General features: G+C 38.8%; 17 protein-coding genes. 5 read left to right on the top strand and 12 right to left on the bottom strand.

Annotated elements, in window-relative coordinates; all coding sequences use genetic code 11:
- Window positions 1-30 precede the first annotated feature (30 nt).
- The 4 genes from I7H67_RS07510 to I7H67_RS07495 all read right to left on the bottom strand — a co-directional run bounded on the left by I7H67_RS07510 (window position 31) and on the right by I7H67_RS07495 (window position 3,819).
- A complete protein-coding gene (locus I7H67_RS07510; RefSeq protein WP_198307491.1) occupies window positions 31-2,211 on the bottom strand; it encodes a PhoX family protein in 2,181 nt (726 codons plus the stop codon).
- Between the two features lie 175 nt (window positions 2,212-2,386).
- On the bottom strand, window positions 2,387-3,157 hold the full coding sequence (gene tatC / locus I7H67_RS07505; protein WP_198307490.1) for a twin-arginine translocase subunit TatC: 771 nt from the start codon (window positions 3,155-3,157) through the stop codon (window positions 2,387-2,389).
- Complete coding sequence (tatB, locus tag I7H67_RS07500; RefSeq protein WP_198307489.1) at window positions 3,154-3,588, bottom strand: Sec-independent protein translocase protein TatB; 435 nt, start codon at window positions 3,586-3,588, stop codon at window positions 3,154-3,156. Before tatB ends, tatC begins: the two co-directional genes overlap by 4 nt.
- A gap of 12 nt (window positions 3,589-3,600) precedes the next feature.
- Window positions 3,601-3,819 (bottom strand): Sec-independent protein translocase subunit TatA, encoded by a 219-nt coding sequence (locus I7H67_RS07495; protein ID WP_004794775.1) that lies wholly within the window; start codon window positions 3,817-3,819, stop codon window positions 3,601-3,603.
- A 251-nt stretch (window positions 3,820-4,070) separates the two neighbouring features.
- Here I7H67_RS07495 and I7H67_RS07490 point away from each other — a divergent pair, with 251 nt between their 5' ends.
- Window positions 4,071-4,946 carry an AEC family transporter gene (locus tag I7H67_RS07490; RefSeq protein WP_198307488.1) on the top strand — a complete coding sequence of 292 codons (876 nt, stop codon included), beginning with the start codon at window positions 4,071-4,073 and terminating at the stop codon, window positions 4,944-4,946.
- Window positions 4,947-5,136: 190 nt separating this feature from the next.
- Here I7H67_RS07490 and rdgB read toward each other — a convergent pair whose 3' ends face one another.
- From rdgB to I7H67_RS07455, 7 genes are all read right to left on the bottom strand, one after another.
- Window positions 5,137-5,760 carry an RdgB/HAM1 family non-canonical purine NTP pyrophosphatase gene (gene rdgB / locus I7H67_RS07485; RefSeq protein ID WP_198307487.1) on the bottom strand — a complete coding sequence of 208 codons (624 nt, stop codon included), beginning with the start codon at window positions 5,758-5,760 and terminating at the stop codon, window positions 5,137-5,139.
- Between the two features lie 175 nt (window positions 5,761-5,935).
- Complete coding sequence (locus tag I7H67_RS07480; RefSeq protein ID WP_151988853.1) at window positions 5,936-6,523, bottom strand: tetratricopeptide repeat protein; 588 nt, start codon at window positions 6,521-6,523, stop codon at window positions 5,936-5,938.
- The gene (metW, locus tag I7H67_RS07475; protein ID WP_001217230.1) at window positions 6,520-7,113 is read right to left on the bottom strand and encodes a methionine biosynthesis protein MetW; all 594 of its coding nucleotides are present in this window, start codon (window positions 7,111-7,113) and stop codon (window positions 6,520-6,522) included. Before metW ends, I7H67_RS07480 begins: the two co-directional genes overlap by 4 nt.
- On the bottom strand, window positions 7,113-8,273 hold the full coding sequence (gene metX / locus I7H67_RS07470; RefSeq protein ID WP_049837917.1) for a homoserine O-succinyltransferase MetX: 1,161 nt from the start codon (window positions 8,271-8,273) through the stop codon (window positions 7,113-7,115). The genes metW and metX overlap by 1 nt, the downstream gene beginning before the upstream one ends.
- 83 nt (window positions 8,274-8,356) lie before the next feature.
- On the bottom strand, window positions 8,357-10,054 hold the full coding sequence (gene leuA, locus I7H67_RS07465; RefSeq protein ID WP_013198991.1) for a 2-isopropylmalate synthase: 1,698 nt from the start codon (window positions 10,052-10,054) through the stop codon (window positions 8,357-8,359).
- 458 nt (window positions 10,055-10,512) lie between these two features.
- On the bottom strand, window positions 10,513-11,196 hold the full coding sequence (locus tag I7H67_RS07460; RefSeq protein ID WP_198307486.1) for a Fe2+-dependent dioxygenase: 684 nt from the start codon (window positions 11,194-11,196) through the stop codon (window positions 10,513-10,515).
- A gap of 104 nt (window positions 11,197-11,300) precedes the next feature.
- Entirely contained in the window at window positions 11,301-13,592 is a 2,292-nt protein-coding gene (locus tag I7H67_RS07455) for a TonB-dependent receptor (RefSeq protein ID WP_198307485.1), read from the bottom strand.
- A 414-nt stretch (window positions 13,593-14,006) separates the two neighbouring features.
- Between I7H67_RS07455 and tig the strand changes: the two genes are divergently transcribed.
- The 4 genes from tig to I7H67_RS07435 all read left to right on the top strand — a co-directional run bounded on the left by tig (window position 14,007) and on the right by I7H67_RS07435 (window position 18,429).
- A complete protein-coding gene (gene tig / locus I7H67_RS07450; protein ID WP_151821260.1) occupies window positions 14,007-15,341 on the top strand; it encodes a trigger factor in 1,335 nt (444 codons plus the stop codon).
- A gap of 192 nt (window positions 15,342-15,533) precedes the next feature.
- Window positions 15,534-16,139 (top strand): ATP-dependent Clp endopeptidase proteolytic subunit ClpP, encoded by a 606-nt coding sequence (gene clpP / locus I7H67_RS07445; protein WP_003654845.1) that lies wholly within the window; start codon window positions 15,534-15,536, stop codon window positions 16,137-16,139.
- Between the two features lie 105 nt (window positions 16,140-16,244).
- Window positions 16,245-17,558: an ATP-dependent Clp protease ATP-binding subunit ClpX gene (clpX, locus tag I7H67_RS07440; RefSeq protein ID WP_005302193.1), complete on the top strand. Its 1,314-nt coding sequence runs from the start codon at window positions 16,245-16,247 to the stop codon at window positions 17,556-17,558.
- A 154-nt stretch (window positions 17,559-17,712) separates the two neighbouring features.
- On the top strand, window positions 17,713-18,429 hold the full coding sequence (locus tag I7H67_RS07435; RefSeq protein WP_198307484.1) for a DUF2846 domain-containing protein: 717 nt from the start codon (window positions 17,713-17,715) through the stop codon (window positions 18,427-18,429).
- 24 nt (window positions 18,430-18,453) lie between these two features.
- Here I7H67_RS07435 and I7H67_RS07430 read toward each other — a convergent pair whose 3' ends face one another.
- Complete coding sequence (locus tag I7H67_RS07430; protein ID WP_151828188.1) at window positions 18,454-19,008, bottom strand: DUF2059 domain-containing protein; 555 nt, start codon at window positions 19,006-19,008, stop codon at window positions 18,454-18,456.
- Window positions 19,009-19,137: the final 129 nt, after the last annotated feature.

The following is a 19,137-nucleotide window of genomic DNA, read 5'->3' as shown; positions in this document are numbered from 1 at the left end:
GGCAGGTTTCTTCTATTTTGGTGAAAGAGATTATTTTTTCACAACAGATGGAGCAATTGGGTCAGCAGTGATATAGCCAACTGCTGCTGCAAATTTATTGCTGTAGTTTGTATTAATCGCAGTATCAATTTGCGAAAGTAAATCTGCACTGATACCAGTACGAACACCGTTAGTTTCTTTATAGAAACGATTCCATTCATCACCTGGATGTTGGAAGTTACTCATGATGTAAGTCCAACCGTTTACTTCATCGACTGCGTGTAGACCAGTTGATTCTGCACCTGCTGGTGTAGACAAGATACGGATGAGCTGTTTAGTGTCGACATTGTAAGCCCATAAGAAGTTATTTAAGTGGTTACCAGAGTCTTCACCGATAAATAACGTACGTAGCTTTTCAGAGAACTTCAAGTTGTCAGGGCTAGCAATCTGTTCTGGGTCAGCAGTGTTACCTAAGCTGTCAAAGCTAATGTCTTTACCTTTAATGAGAAGACTAGATTGGCTAGGTACCCATTCACTGTTAATTGCCACATTTGAGCTGTCTTTTTGGCCGCCTGTCAGTTTATGCTCCAAAATACCACCAGCCGTGATTTTCGGGAATTTAACGTTGTGCTCAGCAAGGTAACCGCTACCACCTTCAACCATTGAATCAACAATGTTAGCTAAAGCTGAATATGCGCGTTTATCTGCAATATTTACAGTCGTACCTTCGTTCTTGGTCAATGCCATTGAAGCACCAACGTAAGCCGCATAGCGGTGTGTCTCAAGGAAAGCCGCTGCAAGTTTAGTTTTGTCGCTGTTATCTTTAAGCTTAAGATAAACACCAGTTTTGCTCAAATAAGTGAATTTGAAACCTTGTGCTTCCAATTCTGCTTTTTGAGCAGCTTGTTGGAGTTTTAAACGATCTTTCGCAGCTTTTGCTAAAGCTTGCTGTTCAGGCGTACCTTTATCTCCAGCATCAATAGCATCTTTTTCTGCTGTCGTTGCATCACTTGGATATTTGGCAATTTGTAGAACCGATTCGAAAATATCAGTTCCTTTGATACCGCTCTTGATTAGGTTTTCAATCTCTACACTTGTTGCATGACCAAGCTTGATCCATGAGATCTGACCCGTCGTTGTATCTGTAAGTGCTGTTGTATATTTTGCAACGTAAAGTGTGCCGGCAGATAGGTCTTTCTCTTTATCTGCAACGAACATGAAGAGACCACCATTGGTATAGTCGTCACCCATCAAAACTGTACGGTTATCTGGGAAAACTTGTACAAGCTCATGTGAAATACGGCCTAAACAGTAGTGCTTTGTTACACGACCCGTACCATCTGCATTTACGGTAATTTCTGGTAAGTGACCGTAGTTATATGGGTTAGCCGCATTTTCATCACCATACACATTTTTACTGAATGCTTTAAGTGTTGAAAGTGATTGACCTAACTTTTGGTTGAAAGCATCTGGCTCATATTCTTCACTCGATAAATGAGTTCCCCATGGTGATAAGCTTGCACCACAAGTAATCCATAAACCATGCGCACTTGAAGTGTCTACATTGTGATATTTAATTAAAGTCAAATGACCAGTTTTCGGGTCTTGATCTAAAGTAAGCACTGCAATCGGAGATGATAATTTACCGTACGTATCACCACCATTTTGGTCTTTTGATAAATATTCAAATTGAACCACATGGAACACTGGATTCCCAGTTACACCTAATGCTTTCTTGTCTGCATCTGTGAAATCTTTGCCAGTCGCTTGTTTAAAGCTAATCAAAGAACTACCATCTGGACAGTCAGAGAAGAATTGACGTTCTTTACCTGCAACTGATTTATCAATAATTGGCTTATTATTAATGTCAACATAACCACCCGCGATAATCTTTCCGCCTTTACCATCAGGAACTTCTGTACCTGTTAAGAAGAATGGTTTGTAAGCAAGTTGATATTCAGTTTTACTGCCATCTTCCCATGAAATAGCAAGCTTTGATGCACATGCTGTCGTGGCAATATCAGCTACAACGGAAGGAGCAGGCATTGACGTGAACGTTGCATTTTTAAAGTTAATTGGTTTTGATGGAGTGGTAACGTCTGAATCATCATTACTATCGTTACATCCTGCTAACGTTGCTGCCGTAGCCATCGCACCTAATGGAAGAAAAGGGATCCCCGTAAACCATTTTAAAATGTCGCGACGTGTTGGGTGGTTAGAAGCAGTTGTCATAATAAATCCGTAACTTTTGTGAGTATATTTGTTGAGTTGATTCTATGGACTGGAAATGACACTTTTCTTACATTTTTAAGTCACTTTGAAGACAGTTTATTGCTTTGTAGATTAAAAAGTGGTCTATATGAAAAAACCTGAACTTAGAGGTTCAGGCTTTTTCTTAAATATTATTTTATTCAGCAGATTGAGCTTTTCTTTTCTCAAGAATTTTACCGAACAATAATCCAAGTTCGAAAAGCAACCACATCGGGATTGCCAACATCACCATAGAAATTGCATCTGGTGGGGTAATGAACATCGCTACAAAAAAACATCCCACAATGATAAAACGTCTTTTTTCAGCAAGACTTTTTGTATTTACCACACCAATTAAAATCAATAGAAGTGTCGCGATTGGAATTTCAAAAGTGACACCAAAAACTAAAAACAGCTTTAAGCAAAAGCTTAGGTAGCTATTAATATCAGTCATAGGTGCAACAGTTTCAGGCGATACACTAATAAAGAAATGTAAAATCGCAGGAAGTGTAATGTAGTATGCAAAGGCAACTCCCGCATAAAACAAAACAATACTGCCGATGAGTAACGGCAGTGCTAAATGACGTTCTTTTTGATATAACGCTGGGCGGACAAAAGTCCAGATTTCATAAAGAATAAATGGCATTGCCAGCACAAGCGCGACAAATAAATTGAGCTTAAAAGGCGCCATAAAGGTTGCAGTTACATCTGTTGCAATCATTGAAGATGATGCTGGAAGTTGCAGCCTTAAAGGTTCAGATAATAATTGGTAAGTATTATTTCGAAAGGGTAATAAGCAAAAGAATAAAAATAATGTTACCCCGACAATCCTAAATAAATGACGTCTTAAAACGACCAAATGATTCATGATTGGCATTTGGTCTAAACTTTCTTGTGTATTTACAGTCGTTGAAGGCAGTTGGTTCATACGGCAATCTTCAATTTAACGGGAGGTGTTTCTAAAGTGCCGCTTTCAGATACCAAAGGTGTAAATTTGGCAAGAAAGGGCACTTCATAATGACCCGATACAGGGGAGTACATCGTAGACTGAGATATAGTTTCAGCTACCTCAGTTTTTTCTGAGTTGTCTGAAGTAGTCTGTTTTTGTATTTCTTCAAGTTGTTGTTGTACTTTGCGTTCTAGTGCTTCAATGCGGTTGAGTTCTTCTTGCATTTCTTTTCGAAATTCAGAAAGACGCAACTCTTGATCAATCTCATTTTGCAAATTGGTAATATAACGTTTTAGGCGAACATACCAGCGACCAGCAAAGCGTGCGGCTTCTGGAAGTTTATCTGGACCTAAAACTAAAATTGCAATAATTGCAAAACAGAGTAGCTCTGTCATTCCTACATCAAGCATGGTGGAAAACCTTTAGCTTTTCACTGATGTGCTGTCAGGGGTTTTGACTTGGGCATCAATTGTACGTGGAGTATTAAGAGCAGCAGTTTCGTCTTCTTCACGAACTGATTTTTTAAAGTCTTTTACTGCACCGCCTACGTCTTTACCGATATTTTTTAATTTAGATGTACCGAATAATAAAATAACGACAATTGCAAAAATAACGACGTGCCAAATAGATAAACCGGCCATGATCTTATACCTCTTTTCAGTTTGCTTTATATCAACAGGTTGCTATGACAACAATGTGACATTTATATGTCATTTTTAAGACAATAGCCGTCAGTCAAAATCTAAAAGGGTAGTTTTATAAAGGCTGTATTGGATTGTTATTTTAGAGAGAGCTGAGAAAGTGAAGCTTAAATTACTTGAAATGGAGAGTACATTTCACTTTGAAAAGGTGTAGCATAACAAACTGATTTTGATGGGTGAGAGGAGAAAACGTGGCGTTATTATTGCCAATATTGGCGTTTATCACTGGACTTTTACTTGCTCAGACTTCTCTTTCAGAAAAGATAAAACCTGTTCTTTCAGCTTGGCTTGCCCGCTTACTAATTCCAGTTGTGATTATTTACAACATGGTATTTTATCAGCCGGGTAGTTTGAGTTTGATGCTCTTTAGCTTCGGTTCAGCATTTCTTATTTTCTTTGCATATTTAGCTTTATTTAAAGACAGATTATTAGCGCTTTGCGTGAGTTATACCAACATGGGCTGGCTCGGTTTTCCTTTTGCCATGGCTTTATTTGGCCCTGATGCTACTGCCCCAATTGTTGCGCTATATATTGGTATGTCTCTTTTTGGAAATGCATGGGCGGTTACTGCAGTCACTACTGCACCACAAAGTAAGCTCAATATATTAAAAAAGGTTTTAACTTCTCCACCGTGTATTTCAATCTTTTGCGCGCTTGTGCTCAGGTTGTTAGGTGCTCAGCATATCGAGCATCCTGCTATACATTGGGTATATGAGGTTGCCAAGTTCGCAATGACGTTTGCTGGAATGTGTGTATTGGGAATGTGGTTACGTCGTACTCGAGTGCATTTAAAAGACTTAATCTATAGCACCAAAGCTCAAGCATTTAAGGTGGTGTGTGGACTTATTCTTTGTGGCTTAACTTATAGATTTCTACCGATTCCAAATATAAGTCAGCAAATTGGAGTCATGTTTTTAATGTTCTGTTTGCCACCAGCAGCCAATATTGTAGCGCTAGAAACACATTACCAAGGAACAGGAAGATCTGCGGCTTATATCGCTTCTGGGACGATTGTGAGTTGTGTGTGTATTGCGATTTATGCTGTGTTTTTGCATTTTCCAATATAATTTTTAAAGTTCTTTCCCCACATTTGCGTGTGAGAAGGCGGCATGGATGCCGCTAGTTAGACTGTGGCACAAGGACGTGCCATCAGTCTAACAAAAGATTTTTGCTTACTTTTCATCTTTGAAAAGTAAGGGTTGCCTATACAAAGTCGAATACTCTCTAACGTGGTATTCAAAGGCTATATGGAAAAAATTATACTAAACTTTCTCTAAATAACCGCATCGCTTGTCCACGATGACTAATCTTATTCTTGTCTTCTTTAGAAAGTTCAGCGCTAGAAATTTGTAACTCAGGCAACCAGAACAGTGGGTCATAACCAAAGCCGTTTTCACCACGTGCAGCTTCTAAAATTTCGCCGTGCCAGATGCCTTGGAAAATTTGTGGTAAAGGATCTTCCGCATGAGTGACTAAAGCAAGTACGCACACAAACATACCTTCAATCACTTCACCATTTTTACGAAATGGCAAAAGATCATTTAATAATTTGGCATTATTCGCTGCATCGTCACCGTGTTCTCCAGCATAGCGTGCAGAGTAAATGCCAGGTGCACCATCCAAAACAGGAACACAAATGCCTGAGTCATCAGCCATAGCAGGTTTACCTGAAATTTTAGAAGCATGACGAGCTTTAATAATGGCATTTTCAATAAAGCTTAAACCATCTTCAATTGCATCAGGAATATTAAGACGACCTTGAGGAATAATTTCTACAGGTAACTTAAGCTGTTCAAAAAGTTTTTCAAACTCAGCGACTTTACCTTTGTTATTGCTGGCAAGAACTAAACTGCCCTGATCAAACCAATGTGGGGTAGACATAATAAAACCAAACTTTATAGCTAATATCGAACGTGAGTTATGTTACGTGTTTTTTAAGAGGGGATATAGAGGGAAATAAATAGAATATAAAATGAGACAACCTAAACTAAAGCCACCTTGTACAGCATACAAGGTGGCTTTAGTCGAGTAAGGTTTTTTTACGGATGAACCGTTATTATTGTGCTTGAATCCATTTGTCTGCACGGTCACGCGCTGTACGGATTTGTTCTTGAGTTAAGTTCGCCGCTAGAGCGGTTTTCTTACCTTCAGATAGGCTAATCACTTTATTATCGAGCATGCCATCACGAGTTGAAAGCTCATACCACTGGTAAGCACCTACGTAGTTTTTCTTTTGCTCTTCCATCATCGCGAGGTTGTAGCTTGCACGGTTATCACCATTGCTTGCTGCTTTTTCAAAGTATTTACGAGCCATTGACTCATCTTTTTTAACACCAATACCGTCGGCGTACATACGACCCACGTTGAGTTGTGCTGGTGATAAACCTTGATCAGCTGCTGCTTTAAACCATGCGAAAGCTTGTTTTTCATCTTTTTCTACATCTTTACCATATTGGTAGTGTGTACCAAGGTAAAATTGCGCGCCTGCTTGACCAGCTTTTGCAGCTTTCTGAAGGTCATTAACCCCCATTGTTGAAAAGCGTGCAGCCTGACTCGCAACCGATTGTGGCTGGGCGATATAATCTGCATGAGCCTGCATACTTAGCAGTCCTGCAAATAGTGTGCTAAATAATGTCTTTTTCATAGTGCACTCACTCGATAAATAGCGACTTCACCAAACAAATTAGGAACATGTTTGCTTAACAGGCTTCCCTGCTGATTTCCATTGACGGCGAGTCGATTAATAATTTGTATCTGATTTTCAGCACAGAGTGCTTCGAAATCTTTAAATGTACATAGATGAATATTGGGGGTGTTATACCACATATATGGTAAAGCATCCGATACAGGCATCATTCCTTTTAATGCAAGAAAAGAACGAGTCTTCCAATGCGCAAAGTTTGGAAAAGTAATAATTGCCTGTTTACCCACACGCACCATGTCTCTTAATAAAACATCCGGTGCATCTACGGCTTGCAAAGCCTGTGCCATAACCACATAGTCAAAAGACTGGTCGGCAAAACGGCTCAAACCGAGATTCAAATCTTGTTGAATAATATTTAACCCGCGACTGACGGCAATTGCAATCTTTTCTTGATCAATTTCTAAACCATAAGCACGAATTTGATGCTTTTGGCTCATATGAGCGAGTAATTCACCATCACCACACCCTAAATCGAGTACGCTTGAGCCGGGTTTAATCCACTTTTCTGCCAGTTGTTGATCAATACGCATTAACTTGCCTCCAGTGATGTCGATTTTAAGTGTTCTTCACCGCCTAAGAAAGCGCGCATGGTTTTGACATACAGTGGAATCGGGAATAAGAACGAGTCATGGCCTTGCTCAGCATCAATATCGAGATAACTGACTGGCTTATGATTGGTAATAAGTGCATCTACAATTTCTTGCGAGCGACTAGGAGCAAAACGCCAGTCTGTTGTAAATGAGACAATCAGGAACTGACATTTGGTTTTACCCATCGCTTCTGTTAACGAATGATTGTATTCACGAGATGGGTCAAAATAATCTAAAGCTTTGGTCATGATGAGATAAGTATTGGCATCAAAGTTACGGCTAAACTGTTCGCCTTGATAACGAAGATAGCTTTCGACTTGAAACTCAACATCAAAACCATACATAAATTTGCCAGATTTTAAATCACGGCCAAATTTTTGTTTCATGGCTTCTTCTGAAAGATAGGTGATATGACCGACCATGCGAGCCAAAATCAGACCACGTTTCGGGTAGCTATCATTTTCTAAATAACGACCATGATGGAAGTCTGGATCAGATAAGATCGACTGACGTGCAACCTCGTTAAATGCAATATTTTGTGCTGAAAGTTTTGGTGCACTGGCAATAATCACACACTTTTGTAAGCGGTCAGGATAGTCTACTGACCATTGTAGTGCTTGCATGCCCCCTAATGATCCACCCACAACTGCATACCAAGCATCTACACCTAAAAGGTCAGAAAGCATGGCTTGAGTTTTGACCCAGTCGCGTACCGTTACTAACGGGAAATCCGGTCCATAAGGGCGATTATCATTTTCAGGATTTGGTGACGTTGGACCAGTTGAGCCGCTACATCCACCAATATTATTGAGCGAAACTACAAAAAACTTATTTGTGTCGATTGCTTTACCCGGGCCAATACAGCTATCCCACCATCCAGCTTTTTTATCATCTTCATGGTGATAACCCGCTGCATGATGATGTCCGGAAAGAGCATGACAGATTAAAATGGCATTTGATTTATCTGCATTTAAAGTGCCGTAAGTTTCAACCATTAATTCAAAACGTGGCAAAACACGCCCACATTCAAGATGTAATGGTTCTTCAAATTGGAACTTTTGCGGAGTGACTAACCCCACTGAATCAGCTGGAAAAGACACGGGAACATTTCGCCTTTTAAATCTTTCAGGAATAAAAAGAAAGGATACCAAGCTAGGTATCCTTTCAAAAGAGTTTTTTTAAATTAAACAGCGGCGGCAACAACCTGATCTGTACTTAAAACGCCTTGATCAATCAAACGGTTAGTACATGCAATAATTGCTTCAATCGATGAGGTAACTGTATTGTCATGAACACCTGCACCAAATGAACCTTTACCTGTACCTTTGACTTGAAGTTCGATCAAGGTTAATGCTTTCGCATTTGCACCTGAACTAATACTACGTTCTTCATAGTTCAATACGTCAATTGGTAATTGAAGCGCATTTAAGAATGCAGAAATCGGTCCGTTACCTTCACCACGAAGTTGTTGTGTTTCACCTTCAACATCAACATCAAGTTCGATAATTTGAGTGCCATTAATGTCAGATAATCTGTAGTTTTTGACTGTGTAATGGTGGTTTTTCACATCAACATAAGTGTCTTTAAACAAGGTCCAGATTTCTTTTGCATTAATTTCTGTACCATTATCATCAGCATATTGTTGAACAACTTGGCTGAATTCGATTTGTAAACGGCGAGGCAATACAACGTTGTAGTTCGCTTCTAATAAGTAAGCGATACCGCCTTTACCAGACTGACTATTTACACGAATAACTGCGTCATAGTCGCGGCCCAAATCTTTCGGGTCGATTGGCAAGTAAGGCATATCCCAGATTTCTTCGTTTTTCTGGTACTCGAAGCCTTTTTTGATTGCATCCTGATGCGAACCAGAGAATGCAGTAAATACCAAGTCACCTGCATATGGATGGCGAGGGTGTACAGGTAAACCAGTACATTCTTCAACCGTTGCAATCACTTCATTAATGTTAGAGAAATCTAATTCTGGCGCTACACCTTGGGTGTACATGTTCAATGCAATCGCTGCAACGTCAACGTTACCTGTACGCTCACCATTACCGAACACACAACCTTCAACACGGTCAGCACCCGCCATAATGGCAAGTTCTGATGCAGCAATACCACAGCCGCGGTCATTGTGACAGTGAACAGAAATGATTACACCATCACGACGTGCCAAATTACGATGCATCCATTCAATTTGGTCTGCATAAACATTTGGCGTAGAAACTTCTACAGTCGCGGGTAAGTTTAAAATCACTTTATGGTCAGGACGTGCATCCCAAATTTCTGTGACGGCATCACAGACATCTTTTGCAACTTCTAATTCAGTTGCAGAGAAACACTCAGGGCTGTACTGGAAAATCCAGTCAGTTTGAGGGTACTGCGCCGCATACTCTTTAACTTTTTGAGCAGCATTAATTGCTAATTGTTTTGCACCATTAACGTCTACATTCAACACCTTTTGACGGAAGGTTGGAGAGTTAGAGTTATAAATATGCACAATTGCGCGTTTAGCACCTGCCAAAGATTCAAAAGTACGTTCAATTAAATGGTCACGTGCTTGAACCAAAACCTCAATGTATACGTCATCAGGAATATGATTTTCTTCGATTAACATGCGAGTAAAATCGAAATCAATCTGAGACGCAGAAGGGAAACCGATTTCAATATGTTTAAAACCGATTTTTACAAGCATTTTGAACATTTTGAATTTTTGTTCCATGTTCATCGGTTCAAAAATTGCTTGGTTACCGTCACGTAAATCAGTACTCATCCAGATTGGCGCTTTTGTAATTTCTTTATTTGGCCATTGGCGATCTGGTAAATCCACTCGTTGGTACATACGGCGGTATTTTTTGCTTGGGTCAGCCAACATCATGAGAAAACTCCTTGTCTCGTAGCGCAGTTGCTCTGGATATATTTAAAAGGCAACGTCTCTACTTAATATATGGTATCTAATTCAGAAAAATTAAAGGGAACTTCAAAGTGCTGCTTTAGAAAGCAGACAAAATTTTTATACGCGCGCTTGGCGCAGCATCAGGAGTTGCGGATGATGTCTTGCTTGAGTAGGCTGGGCAAACAAGTAATTCGTTTTCATCTCTAGACCGTGAAATAATAAGTTTGATGGTTTGCTGGTAATCTTGATATTTAGATATATCACATCTAAACAATGATTACACCTTGTGCAAAATTCTTATCGTAATTTTAATCTCGGAAATTAGAAAATAATTTTCTAATTTTGCGCAGTTTTATATTTATGAGGAAATAATTTTCATATTTTTGCCATATTTAGGTAAAATAATTTATATGATCTCAATAGGGCAAAAATAAATGTAATTATAGCTCAGCCCACTTTCGCATTAGATTATGGTAAATGTTAGTTAGTTTAATCACTTCGTTATGGTTATCACCCAACTGCATTCTAAGATTTTGAACAGTTTGATCTAAATTAAATAGCATGTGGCGTTCAGCATCATCACGTACCATACTTTGTACCCAGAAAAAAGAAGCAATACGACAGCCAGCAGTAATCGCAGTCACTTCATGTAAACTGGTAGATGGATATAAAATCATATCTCCTGCTGGGAGTTTCACTTCGTGATAGCCATAAGTGTCTTCTACGACCAGATCACCACCTTCATATTCTTCAGGTTCGCTTAAAAATAAAGTGCATGACAAATCGGTTCTAAGCCGTTCGTTGGTACCACGTATGCGTCGGATAGAATTATCTACATGAAAACCAAAAGACTCCTGATTTTCATAACGATTAAAAAGGGGAGGGATAATATCAAGTGGTATTGCAGCAGATAAAAATAATGGGTGAGTGCCTAGTGCCTCAAGAATAATATTGCTCAGATGGTGAGTAAGCGGATGATCTTCAGGTAATTGCTGATTGCGTTTTACAGTTGCAGAGAGTGTACCCGCGGTTACTTTGCCATTGACCCATTCAATCTTCTCCATTTCATCACGGAAATATTGGACCTGTTCTTTACTCAATACGTTAGGAATATGGTGGATCACGGTGATACCTGCGAGTAATAATAGTAGAAAATTAAAATAGCCTCTAACAATAGAGGCTATTTTATATCAGAACCCATAAAAATATTATGGGATTCTAAGTTAACTTAGTATTTAAAGTTAATCGCTAGCACTGCACTACGACCTTCTGCTTCGGTTAAATAATGTGAAGCATAAGCTTTTGGGAAGTAACGCTTGTCAGATAAGTTGTTTAGGTTAAGCTGTAAATTAACATTTTTATTTACGTCATAACGAGCCATGGCATCGTAACGAACATAACCTGAAACATATTTGGTATTTGCAGCATCACCATATACTTTATCCATAGCAACTGCACCACCACCTAAGGTAAGTTGTGGTAATACTTTATAAGTTGTCCAAAGAGTTGCTGAATTTTTAGCTACATTTTGTACTTGATTGCCGTTTGTTGGGCTTGGAACATAGTTGCCGTTACTATCTTTGGCATATCCACCGTCAACGATTTCACTATCTAGATACGTGTAACCAGCAGAGACTGCCCACTTTTCAGTAATATTACCATTCGCACCTAACTCAATCCCGTCAACACGTGTTTCACCAATATTTCTTGTGAAACCGTCTGTGCCTAAAGCACGAGTATTAGTTTTTTCAGTACGGAAGATCGCAGCAGTTAAGTTTAAACGGTCATTTAATACATCCCATTTAGTGCCTAACTCATAAGTTTTAACTTCTTCTGGCTTAAGATTGTTAATTGCGCGTGCTTGCTCATCGGTTGTGTTACGACCTGGAACACTAATTCCTTCTGAACCATCACCAGCATCTACGCCTACTGGGTTAGCTGAAGTTGCATAGCTCAAATAGATAGAGCCATTTTCAACTGGTTTAAATGTTACACCTGCTTGATAGTTAAAGAAGTCATTGCTTGAACTATATTTTGTACCAGCTTTGATGAGTGATGTACCTGAACCTGAGTCCTTATTATATTTGACATCAGTATCAAATTTGTCCCAACGTACACCCAGATCAATTAACCATTGAGGTGTAATTTCAATATTGTTTAATGCGTAAATTGACTGGGTCTTAGACGTAATATTGGTAACATTTGGATTTGCTTGTACATGTCCCAACCATGGATCATTTGGATTAGGGTTGTTTAAGTCAGTACACCAGCCATTTGAATTAGGCAGTGAACAAGCATTGTTTGTACCACTACCACCAATTTTTGAAGTATTTGGATCAGTTACGATGTTTGTGCCGCGATCTGAATCTTGCTTGCTATATTCAGCACCAATATTAAATTTATGCTTAAGCGAGCCTGTATTGAACTTGCCTTTTAATGATAACTGGTCAGTAAAACTGCTCGTATCAGTAATATTTGTGTTTACACGACGCCAAACCTTACCATTTACGATATTACCTTGACTGTCATCTGGTTGAGTCCATAAATAATTATTTTTAGACTTACCATAAACAGCAGTATTGCTAAGGGTCAAATCATCAGTTAGATCATGCTCAAGCTTAAGTGTGCCAATCTGGTTTTCTTGTTTTTGAAAATCACGATTTTTCCAACCGTAATAAGCCCCTTGCTTAACATCAACTGGTTTACCAGCCGTTGCTTTTTTTACTACGTCATATTGGTAAGGGATACCTGAGTCAGGTGTATCATCAGTTTTTAAATAGTAGTAGCTCAGTGTTCCACGAGTAGCGCTATCCAAGCCGAAACTAATACTTGGTGCAATACCGGCACGTTTATATTCAGCACCATTACTTTGTCCAGCTTTGTCATTTTGGTGTCCCATTACTACAACACGGGCAGCAACTCCATTACCAAAATCTTTATTGCCATCTAAAGTGACACGAGCGTAGTTATCTGTGCCTCCAGCAACAGACCCCTCAAGTGAATCACCTTTTTTAGCGACTTTAGTAATCAGGTTAATGCTACCGCCTGAAGTACCTGCACCACCCAAAGCAGATGCAGAACCTTTAATGACTTCAACTTGGTCGACAGCAAACATTTCGCGGTTTTGAGAAGTTGCATTACGAACGCCATCTACATACATCGAACTTTCTGAATTGTAGCCGCGAATGAAAGGACGGTCACCATTTGGATTGCCACCTTCACCTGCACCTAAAGTAATGCCCGGAACTGTACGCAATGCATCTGCTAAAGTTGTTACTTTAGTATCTTCAATAAGTTGTTTTGAAATAACTGAAACTGATTTTGGAGTATCTAAAAGGGGAGCCACGAATTTAGAGTTTGCAGACTGGTCTACTTTTAAAGATTCTTCTTGAGTCGCTTGAGTATGAATCGTTGGTAATTGTGAAATTGCTTCTTGTGCCATGGCTGTTGTTGCAATCATTGATAGCGATGAAGCTATCGCAGAAGAAACAATTTTTTTACGTGTTCTAATCAAAGACATGACTTCAGGACTCTAAAACTAAAAGGTTATGCGAATAATAATAATTCTTATTTATATGTATAGTTTGTGTTAATTGGATTTGCCAATTGAATTGTGAGGAAAATATGAATAATTGAATGGATGAATGTGCATTTATGCAGCTAATCTACTGATTCTTAGTAATTGTTTGTAAAAACGATTAAACTTGAATTTTGATTGTAATTTTAGATTTATGAAGAATAACTAAAAAATTAGTTTTACTTAAGGCTTTATGAAAAATATTTAAAGAATCATAAAATTACTGTGAAATTTACGACAATAACAATGCTAACTTAAATGAAGTGATCGGTTAATTTTGTATATCTTGAAAGTTGTCATATAATACAGCACTTTTAAAAAAACTGTTCCTACTCACTAATTTTTATCGAGGAAGCCATGCAAGTAACGACTGAAGCGGTTTCGGGCGTTGCCCGTCGTTTAAATGTGTCTGTACCGACGAGCCGTATTAACGAGCAATTTGAAGCTCGTTTGAAACGCACTGCCAAAACTGTGAAGATCAACGGCTTCCGTCCAGGTAAAGTACCTGAAAACGTTGTTCGCCGCGAATACGGTGCAAGCATTTATCAAGAAGTTGTAAATGACATCATTCGTGATAGCGTTTTTGAAGCAATTCAACAAGAAAAAATCAATGCGGTAGGTATGCCGAACATTGATAAAGTTGAACATAAAGAAGATGCTTTAGTTTTTGAAGCGACTGTAGAAGTTTATCCAGAAGTTGCAGTACAAGCATTCGACGGTTTAGAAGTTGAACGTAAAACAGCTGAAATTAAAGATGCTGACGTTGATGCTATGATCGAAAACTTGCAAAAACAACGTCAAACTTGGGCTGTTACCAAGGGCATGGCGAAAAAAGACATGCAAGTGACTTTTGACTTTGAAGGCACTATCGACGGTGAGAAGTTTGAAGGCGGTTCTGCTGAAGACTTTAAACTCGTATTAGGTTCAGGTCGTATGATTCCTGGCTTTGAAGACGGCATCGTTGGTATGAAAGCTGGTGAAGAGAAAGTAATTGATGTTACTTTCCCAGAAGACTACCAAGCTGAAAACTTGGCTGGTAAAGCAGCTCAGTTCAAAATCACTGTGAAGCAAGTTGAAAAATCAAAACTTCCAGAAATTGATGCTGAATTCTTGAAAATCTTCGGTGTAACTGAAGAAGAAGGCGTTGAGAAATTAAAAGCTGACGTTCGTAAGAATATGGAGCGTGAAGTTCGCAATGGTTTACGTAACCAAGTTAAACAAGCTGCTTTTGATGCACTTGTTGCTGCGAACGAAGTTGAAGTTCCAACTGCAATGGTTGCTCAAGAAATTGACCGCCAACGTCAACAAATGGTTCAACAATTCACTCAACAATTTGGTGGTGCAGGCGCGCAATCTTTTGACAAGAGCATGCTTCCTGACGAATTGTTCAAAGAACAAGCAGAGCGTTCTGTTAAGCTTGGCGTATTGGTAAGCAAAGTTTTAGCTGACGCTAAACTTGAAGTTGACCAAGCTCGCGTTGATGCTTACATCGACGACATGGCTTCTTCTTACGAAGATCCAACTGAAGTAATTGAATACTTCAAAAATGATGCTCAACAACGTGCTCAAATCGAAGCAGTTGTATTAGAAGATCAAGTTGTTGATCACATCTTAGCTGGTGCTAAAGTGACTGACAAAGCTGTATCTTATGATGACTTATTGAAAGAACAACAAGCTCGCCGTATGGGCTAATCTTTTTAGAAGTTAGAAAAAGGCGCTTAGGCGCCTTTTTTGTTTTTCTTTATGTGGTCAATTTGAGTGCGACATTAAGTACTTAGGTATAAATAATATAATATTTCAGTGCGAACCTTTTGCAATTTGAGAAATTATCCCGCATATTGTTGCCATAGGTTAAGTCACAAAAAATTTAGGAATAAATAACGTATGTATGTTCCAACAATTGAAAATGCTTTAGTTCCTGTTGTGGTTGAACAATCTTCTCGCGGCGAACGTTCTTTTGATATTTATTCACGACTTTTACGTGAGCGCGTCATTTTTTTAACAGGTGAAGTTGAAGACAACATGGCAAATCTAATTGTTGCTCAAATGTTGTTTTTAGAAGCTGAAAATCCTGATAAAGATATCCACCTTTATATCAACTCTCCAGGTGGATCTGTGACAGCGGGCATGGCTATTTATGACACGATGCAGTTTATTAAACCTGATGTCGTAACATATTGTATGGGCCAAGCTGCTTCAATGGGTGCATTCTTATTAAATGCTGGTGCTAAAGGCAAACGCTATTGTCTAGAAAATGCCCGTGTCATGATTCACCAACCATTAGGTGGTTTCCGCGGTCAAGCATCGGATATTGAAATTCATGCGCGTGAAATTCTATTTATTAAAGAACGTTTAAACCGCTTAATGGCAGAGCATAGTGGTCAAGACTACGAAACTGTTGCTCGTGATACTGACCGTGATAACTTTATGACAGCGCAGTCTGCTAAAGAATATGGTTTGGTTGATCAGGTGTTAAGTAAGCGTCCATAAGGACCTTATTATATAAATAACTTGAGATGTTGAAAAAGATCTCCATTTAGTTATTTATGCAGTGCATCTTGCCCTAATATTTAAGATTCTATTTGTGGAGTGAATATGTCCGAACATCCTCAAGGACAAAAACATTGTTCATTTTGCGGTAAAACGCAGTCTGAAGTCGGGAAACTGATTGCAGGTGAGGACGCATATATTTGTAATGAGTGTGTGGATGTCTGCTTAGACCTTGTACAAACCAGCCAACAGGTTGAAGCAGGGGACTGGGCGAGTAAGGCATTGCCAAAACCACATGAAATACGTGCTGCGCTTGATCAATATGTAATTGGTCAAGATCTTGCCAAAAAGACATTATCTGTTGCGGTTTATAACCATTATAAACGCCTAAAAGTTGGTCATAATGGCCATGTGTCTAAAGAAGTAGAAATTGCTAAAAGTAATATTCTATTAATTGGACCTACAGGTTCGGGTAAAACTTTACTTGCGCAAACATTGGCTCGCCTTTTAGACGTTCCATTTGCAATGGCAGATGCAACGACATTAACCGAAGCTGGTTATGTCGGCGAAGATGTTGAAAATATTGTACAAAAACTTTTGCAAAAAGCAGACTACGATGTAGAGAAAGCTCAGAAGGGCATTATCTATATTGACGAGATTGACAAGATTACTCGTAAATCTGAAAACCCGTCAATTACGCGTGATGTTTCTGGTGAAGGCGTACAGCAAGCATTATTAAAAATGATTGAAGGTACTGTGGCGTCTATTCCTCCGCAAGGTGGACGTAAGCATCCGCAGCAAGAGTTTATCCAAATTGACACCTCGAATATCTTGTTTATTTGTGGTGGTGCATTTTCAGGTTTGGAAAAAATTGTACAGCAGCGTCAAGAGAAAGGCGGTATTGGTTTTACAGCTGATGTTAAAAACAAAGATGAAACCAAAAAACTTGCTGAATTGTTTCGTCAGGTTGAGCCAACCGACTTAGTGAAATTTGGTTTAATTCCAGAATTCATTGGTCGTTTACCAGTGATTGCGACACTTGAAGAGTTGGATGAAGAAGCATTAATGCAAATTTTGACTGAGCCAAAAAATGCATTAACTCGCCAGTATCAATATCTTTTCACTATGGAAAATGTTGATCTGATCTTTGAAGATTCTGCATTGCGTGCTATCGCGAAGAAAGCACTTGAACGCAATACGGGTGCGCGTGGTTTACGTTCTATTATGGAGAACGTGCTGCTTGAAACTATGTACGATTTACCAAGTCGTACTGACGTTGGGACAGTCATTATTAATGAAGCAGTCATTAATGGTGAAGCAGAACCTGTTTATAAGGCAGAGCGTCAACCTAAAGAAGCTGCAACACATGAAAGTGTTGCTAAGGCAGATTTAAAGGTTATTGATTCGAAGTCTGCATAGAGATTTCATTCATCTAAAAAGCATGAATCACGCGAGTGATTCATGCTTTTTTTGTTTTCAATTTATGTGCGCGGTGTTAATCTTAAAAATACAAAATACGCATAGTTTTGCGTTGTAAAAAATAAATCAAAAACAAAACGCTTTGAGGGATGCCATGCGTTATTTAATCGTATCTTTGTGCTGTGCCGGACTGTTTGTGGGTTGTCAAAGTTCATCTCATTTAGAAAAAAATACGGGTGAATTGACTGCAACCTTACCTAAAGTTGATGTTGAAAAAGAACCTGGTTTATTTGATCAATATCATGTGGGTGGTTTTGCTGTAGGTGGTTGGGTTAATCAAAAATTGGGTCAGACTTTTGTTCCAGTCAAACCACAAAATCAACAAGCTGCTGTTGTTTATCTTTACCGACCAGACACGAAATGGAATCGTCAGGAAATTGCAGCGATAAATCTCTTTGTGAATGGCAAGCGCATTCCGAGTCTATTACATAATCATTATTACTGGATTGAATTGCCTGCAGGCACTTATCGTCTTTCTGCGAGCCGTCCTTTATTGGGTATTCATTTTCAAGAACCGAAATATATTGATATCAATGTTGAGGCGGGAACGTCTTATTATTTGAAATATGATGAAGAGAACAAAATGGACCGTGGCGAACACACTGGCCCATTTATGTTAATGCAAGACAATATTGGACGTAGAGAGATAGCATTTACTGAGCTTAAATCTTCTAGCTACAACTTTGTGGCTGAAGATGCTTCAGGAAAGATCCGTCATAAACCACAGGAATTAAAGCCAGCCAAATATGATGAAAAATCAGATGTACATCTGATTAAGCCATTTAAATTATGGAATCCTTTAACTTGGTAATGGACTGCAAAAGATAAAGAAAAGTTAAGACTTTTCTTTATCTTTCATGAGTGGGGCAAGAATTTTAAGCATCTCTTCTTGCATATGATCCCTTGCTTTAGGGTCATTAAAGGTCTGTTGTCCTAACTCCATCATGTATTCTGAAATTTGCCCCATAATTTGCACGTTCTTGCGTGTAATTGATTGGCCTTCAGGAGTTTTTAAAAACTTCAAATTTGCTTGAACTTCCTCTTCAGTATAAGTCTTAAGATAAATATCCTGTAAAGCTTGAGCGGTTTTTGGGTTGCTAATGAGCTGATTGCTCGAATCTTTCAAAAGTAAGCCTAACTTTTTCGCGGCCTCTTTTTCTTTGGGACCTAAAGTTTTGATACCCGTGATATTACTAACGATCTGTTCTGCCTGTTGATCATAGTAAGGCGTTAATTCATTAATTGATTCTTTAAGCAGGTAATCAATCTGGCTCATTTGCATGAGTTCTTTGACTGAACTTAATTTGGCAGGAGAAGCAAATAAGCTTGTGGTAATACAGCTTAAGCAGAGACTGATCGAAAGATTTTTAAGAATAGGGCGAATAGTCATGAAATGACCTATATTCAATATATGGCGAGAGAGTGCATTTATTAATAGCACAGATTGAAGAAGTAATTGTTACAATTCTTTTCAGATTTTAAAATAAAAAAAGAATGCAAAAAAAAGCACCGAATTCGG

This window comes from Acinetobacter sp. ACIN00229, assembly GCF_016106645.1.
Classification (GTDB): domain Bacteria; phylum Pseudomonadota; class Gammaproteobacteria; order Pseudomonadales; family Moraxellaceae; genus Acinetobacter; species Acinetobacter oleivorans.
The sequence above is the reverse complement of the archived record's forward strand: the minus strand, read 5'-3'. Positions and strand labels throughout refer to the sequence as shown.

Excerpts from the sequence above, each read along its gene's own strand:
- I7H67_RS07510 (WP_198307491.1), bottom strand. The coding sequence starts at position 2,211 with ATGACAACTGCTTCTAACCACCCAACACGTCGCGACATTTTAAAATGG.
- tatC (WP_198307490.1), bottom strand. The coding sequence starts at position 3,157 with ATGAACCAACTGCCTTCAACGACTGTAAATACACAAGAAAGTTTAGAC.
- tatB (WP_198307489.1), bottom strand. The coding sequence starts at position 3,588 with ATGCTTGATGTAGGAATGACAGAGCTACTCTGTTTTGCAATTATTGCA.
- I7H67_RS07495 (WP_004794775.1), bottom strand. The coding sequence starts at position 3,819 with ATGGCCGGTTTATCTATTTGGCACGTCGTTATTTTTGCAATTGTCGTT.
- rdgB (WP_198307487.1), bottom strand. The coding sequence starts at position 5,760 with ATGTCTACCCCACATTGGTTTGATCAGGGCAGTTTAGTTCTTGCCAGC.
- I7H67_RS07480 (WP_151988853.1), bottom strand. The coding sequence starts at position 6,523 with ATGAAAAAGACATTATTTAGCACACTATTTGCAGGACTGCTAAGTATG.
- metW (WP_001217230.1), bottom strand. The coding sequence starts at position 7,113 with ATGCGTATTGATCAACAACTGGCAGAAAAGTGGATTAAACCCGGCTCA.
- leuA (WP_013198991.1), bottom strand. The coding sequence starts at position 10,054 with ATGATGTTGGCTGACCCAAGCAAAAAATACCGCCGTATGTACCAACGA.
- I7H67_RS07455 (WP_198307485.1), bottom strand. The coding sequence starts at position 13,592 with ATGTCTTTGATTAGAACACGTAAAAAAATTGTTTCTTCTGCGATAGCT.
- tig (WP_151821260.1), top strand. The coding sequence starts at position 14,007 with ATGCAAGTAACGACTGAAGCGGTTTCGGGCGTTGCCCGTCGTTTAAAT.
- clpP (WP_003654845.1), top strand. The coding sequence starts at position 15,534 with ATGTATGTTCCAACAATTGAAAATGCTTTAGTTCCTGTTGTGGTTGAA.
- clpX (WP_005302193.1), top strand. The coding sequence starts at position 16,245 with ATGTCCGAACATCCTCAAGGACAAAAACATTGTTCATTTTGCGGTAAA.
- I7H67_RS07435 (WP_198307484.1), top strand. The coding sequence starts at position 17,713 with ATGCGTTATTTAATCGTATCTTTGTGCTGTGCCGGACTGTTTGTGGGT.
- I7H67_RS07430 (WP_151828188.1), bottom strand. The coding sequence starts at position 19,008 with ATGACTATTCGCCCTATTCTTAAAAATCTTTCGATCAGTCTCTGCTTA.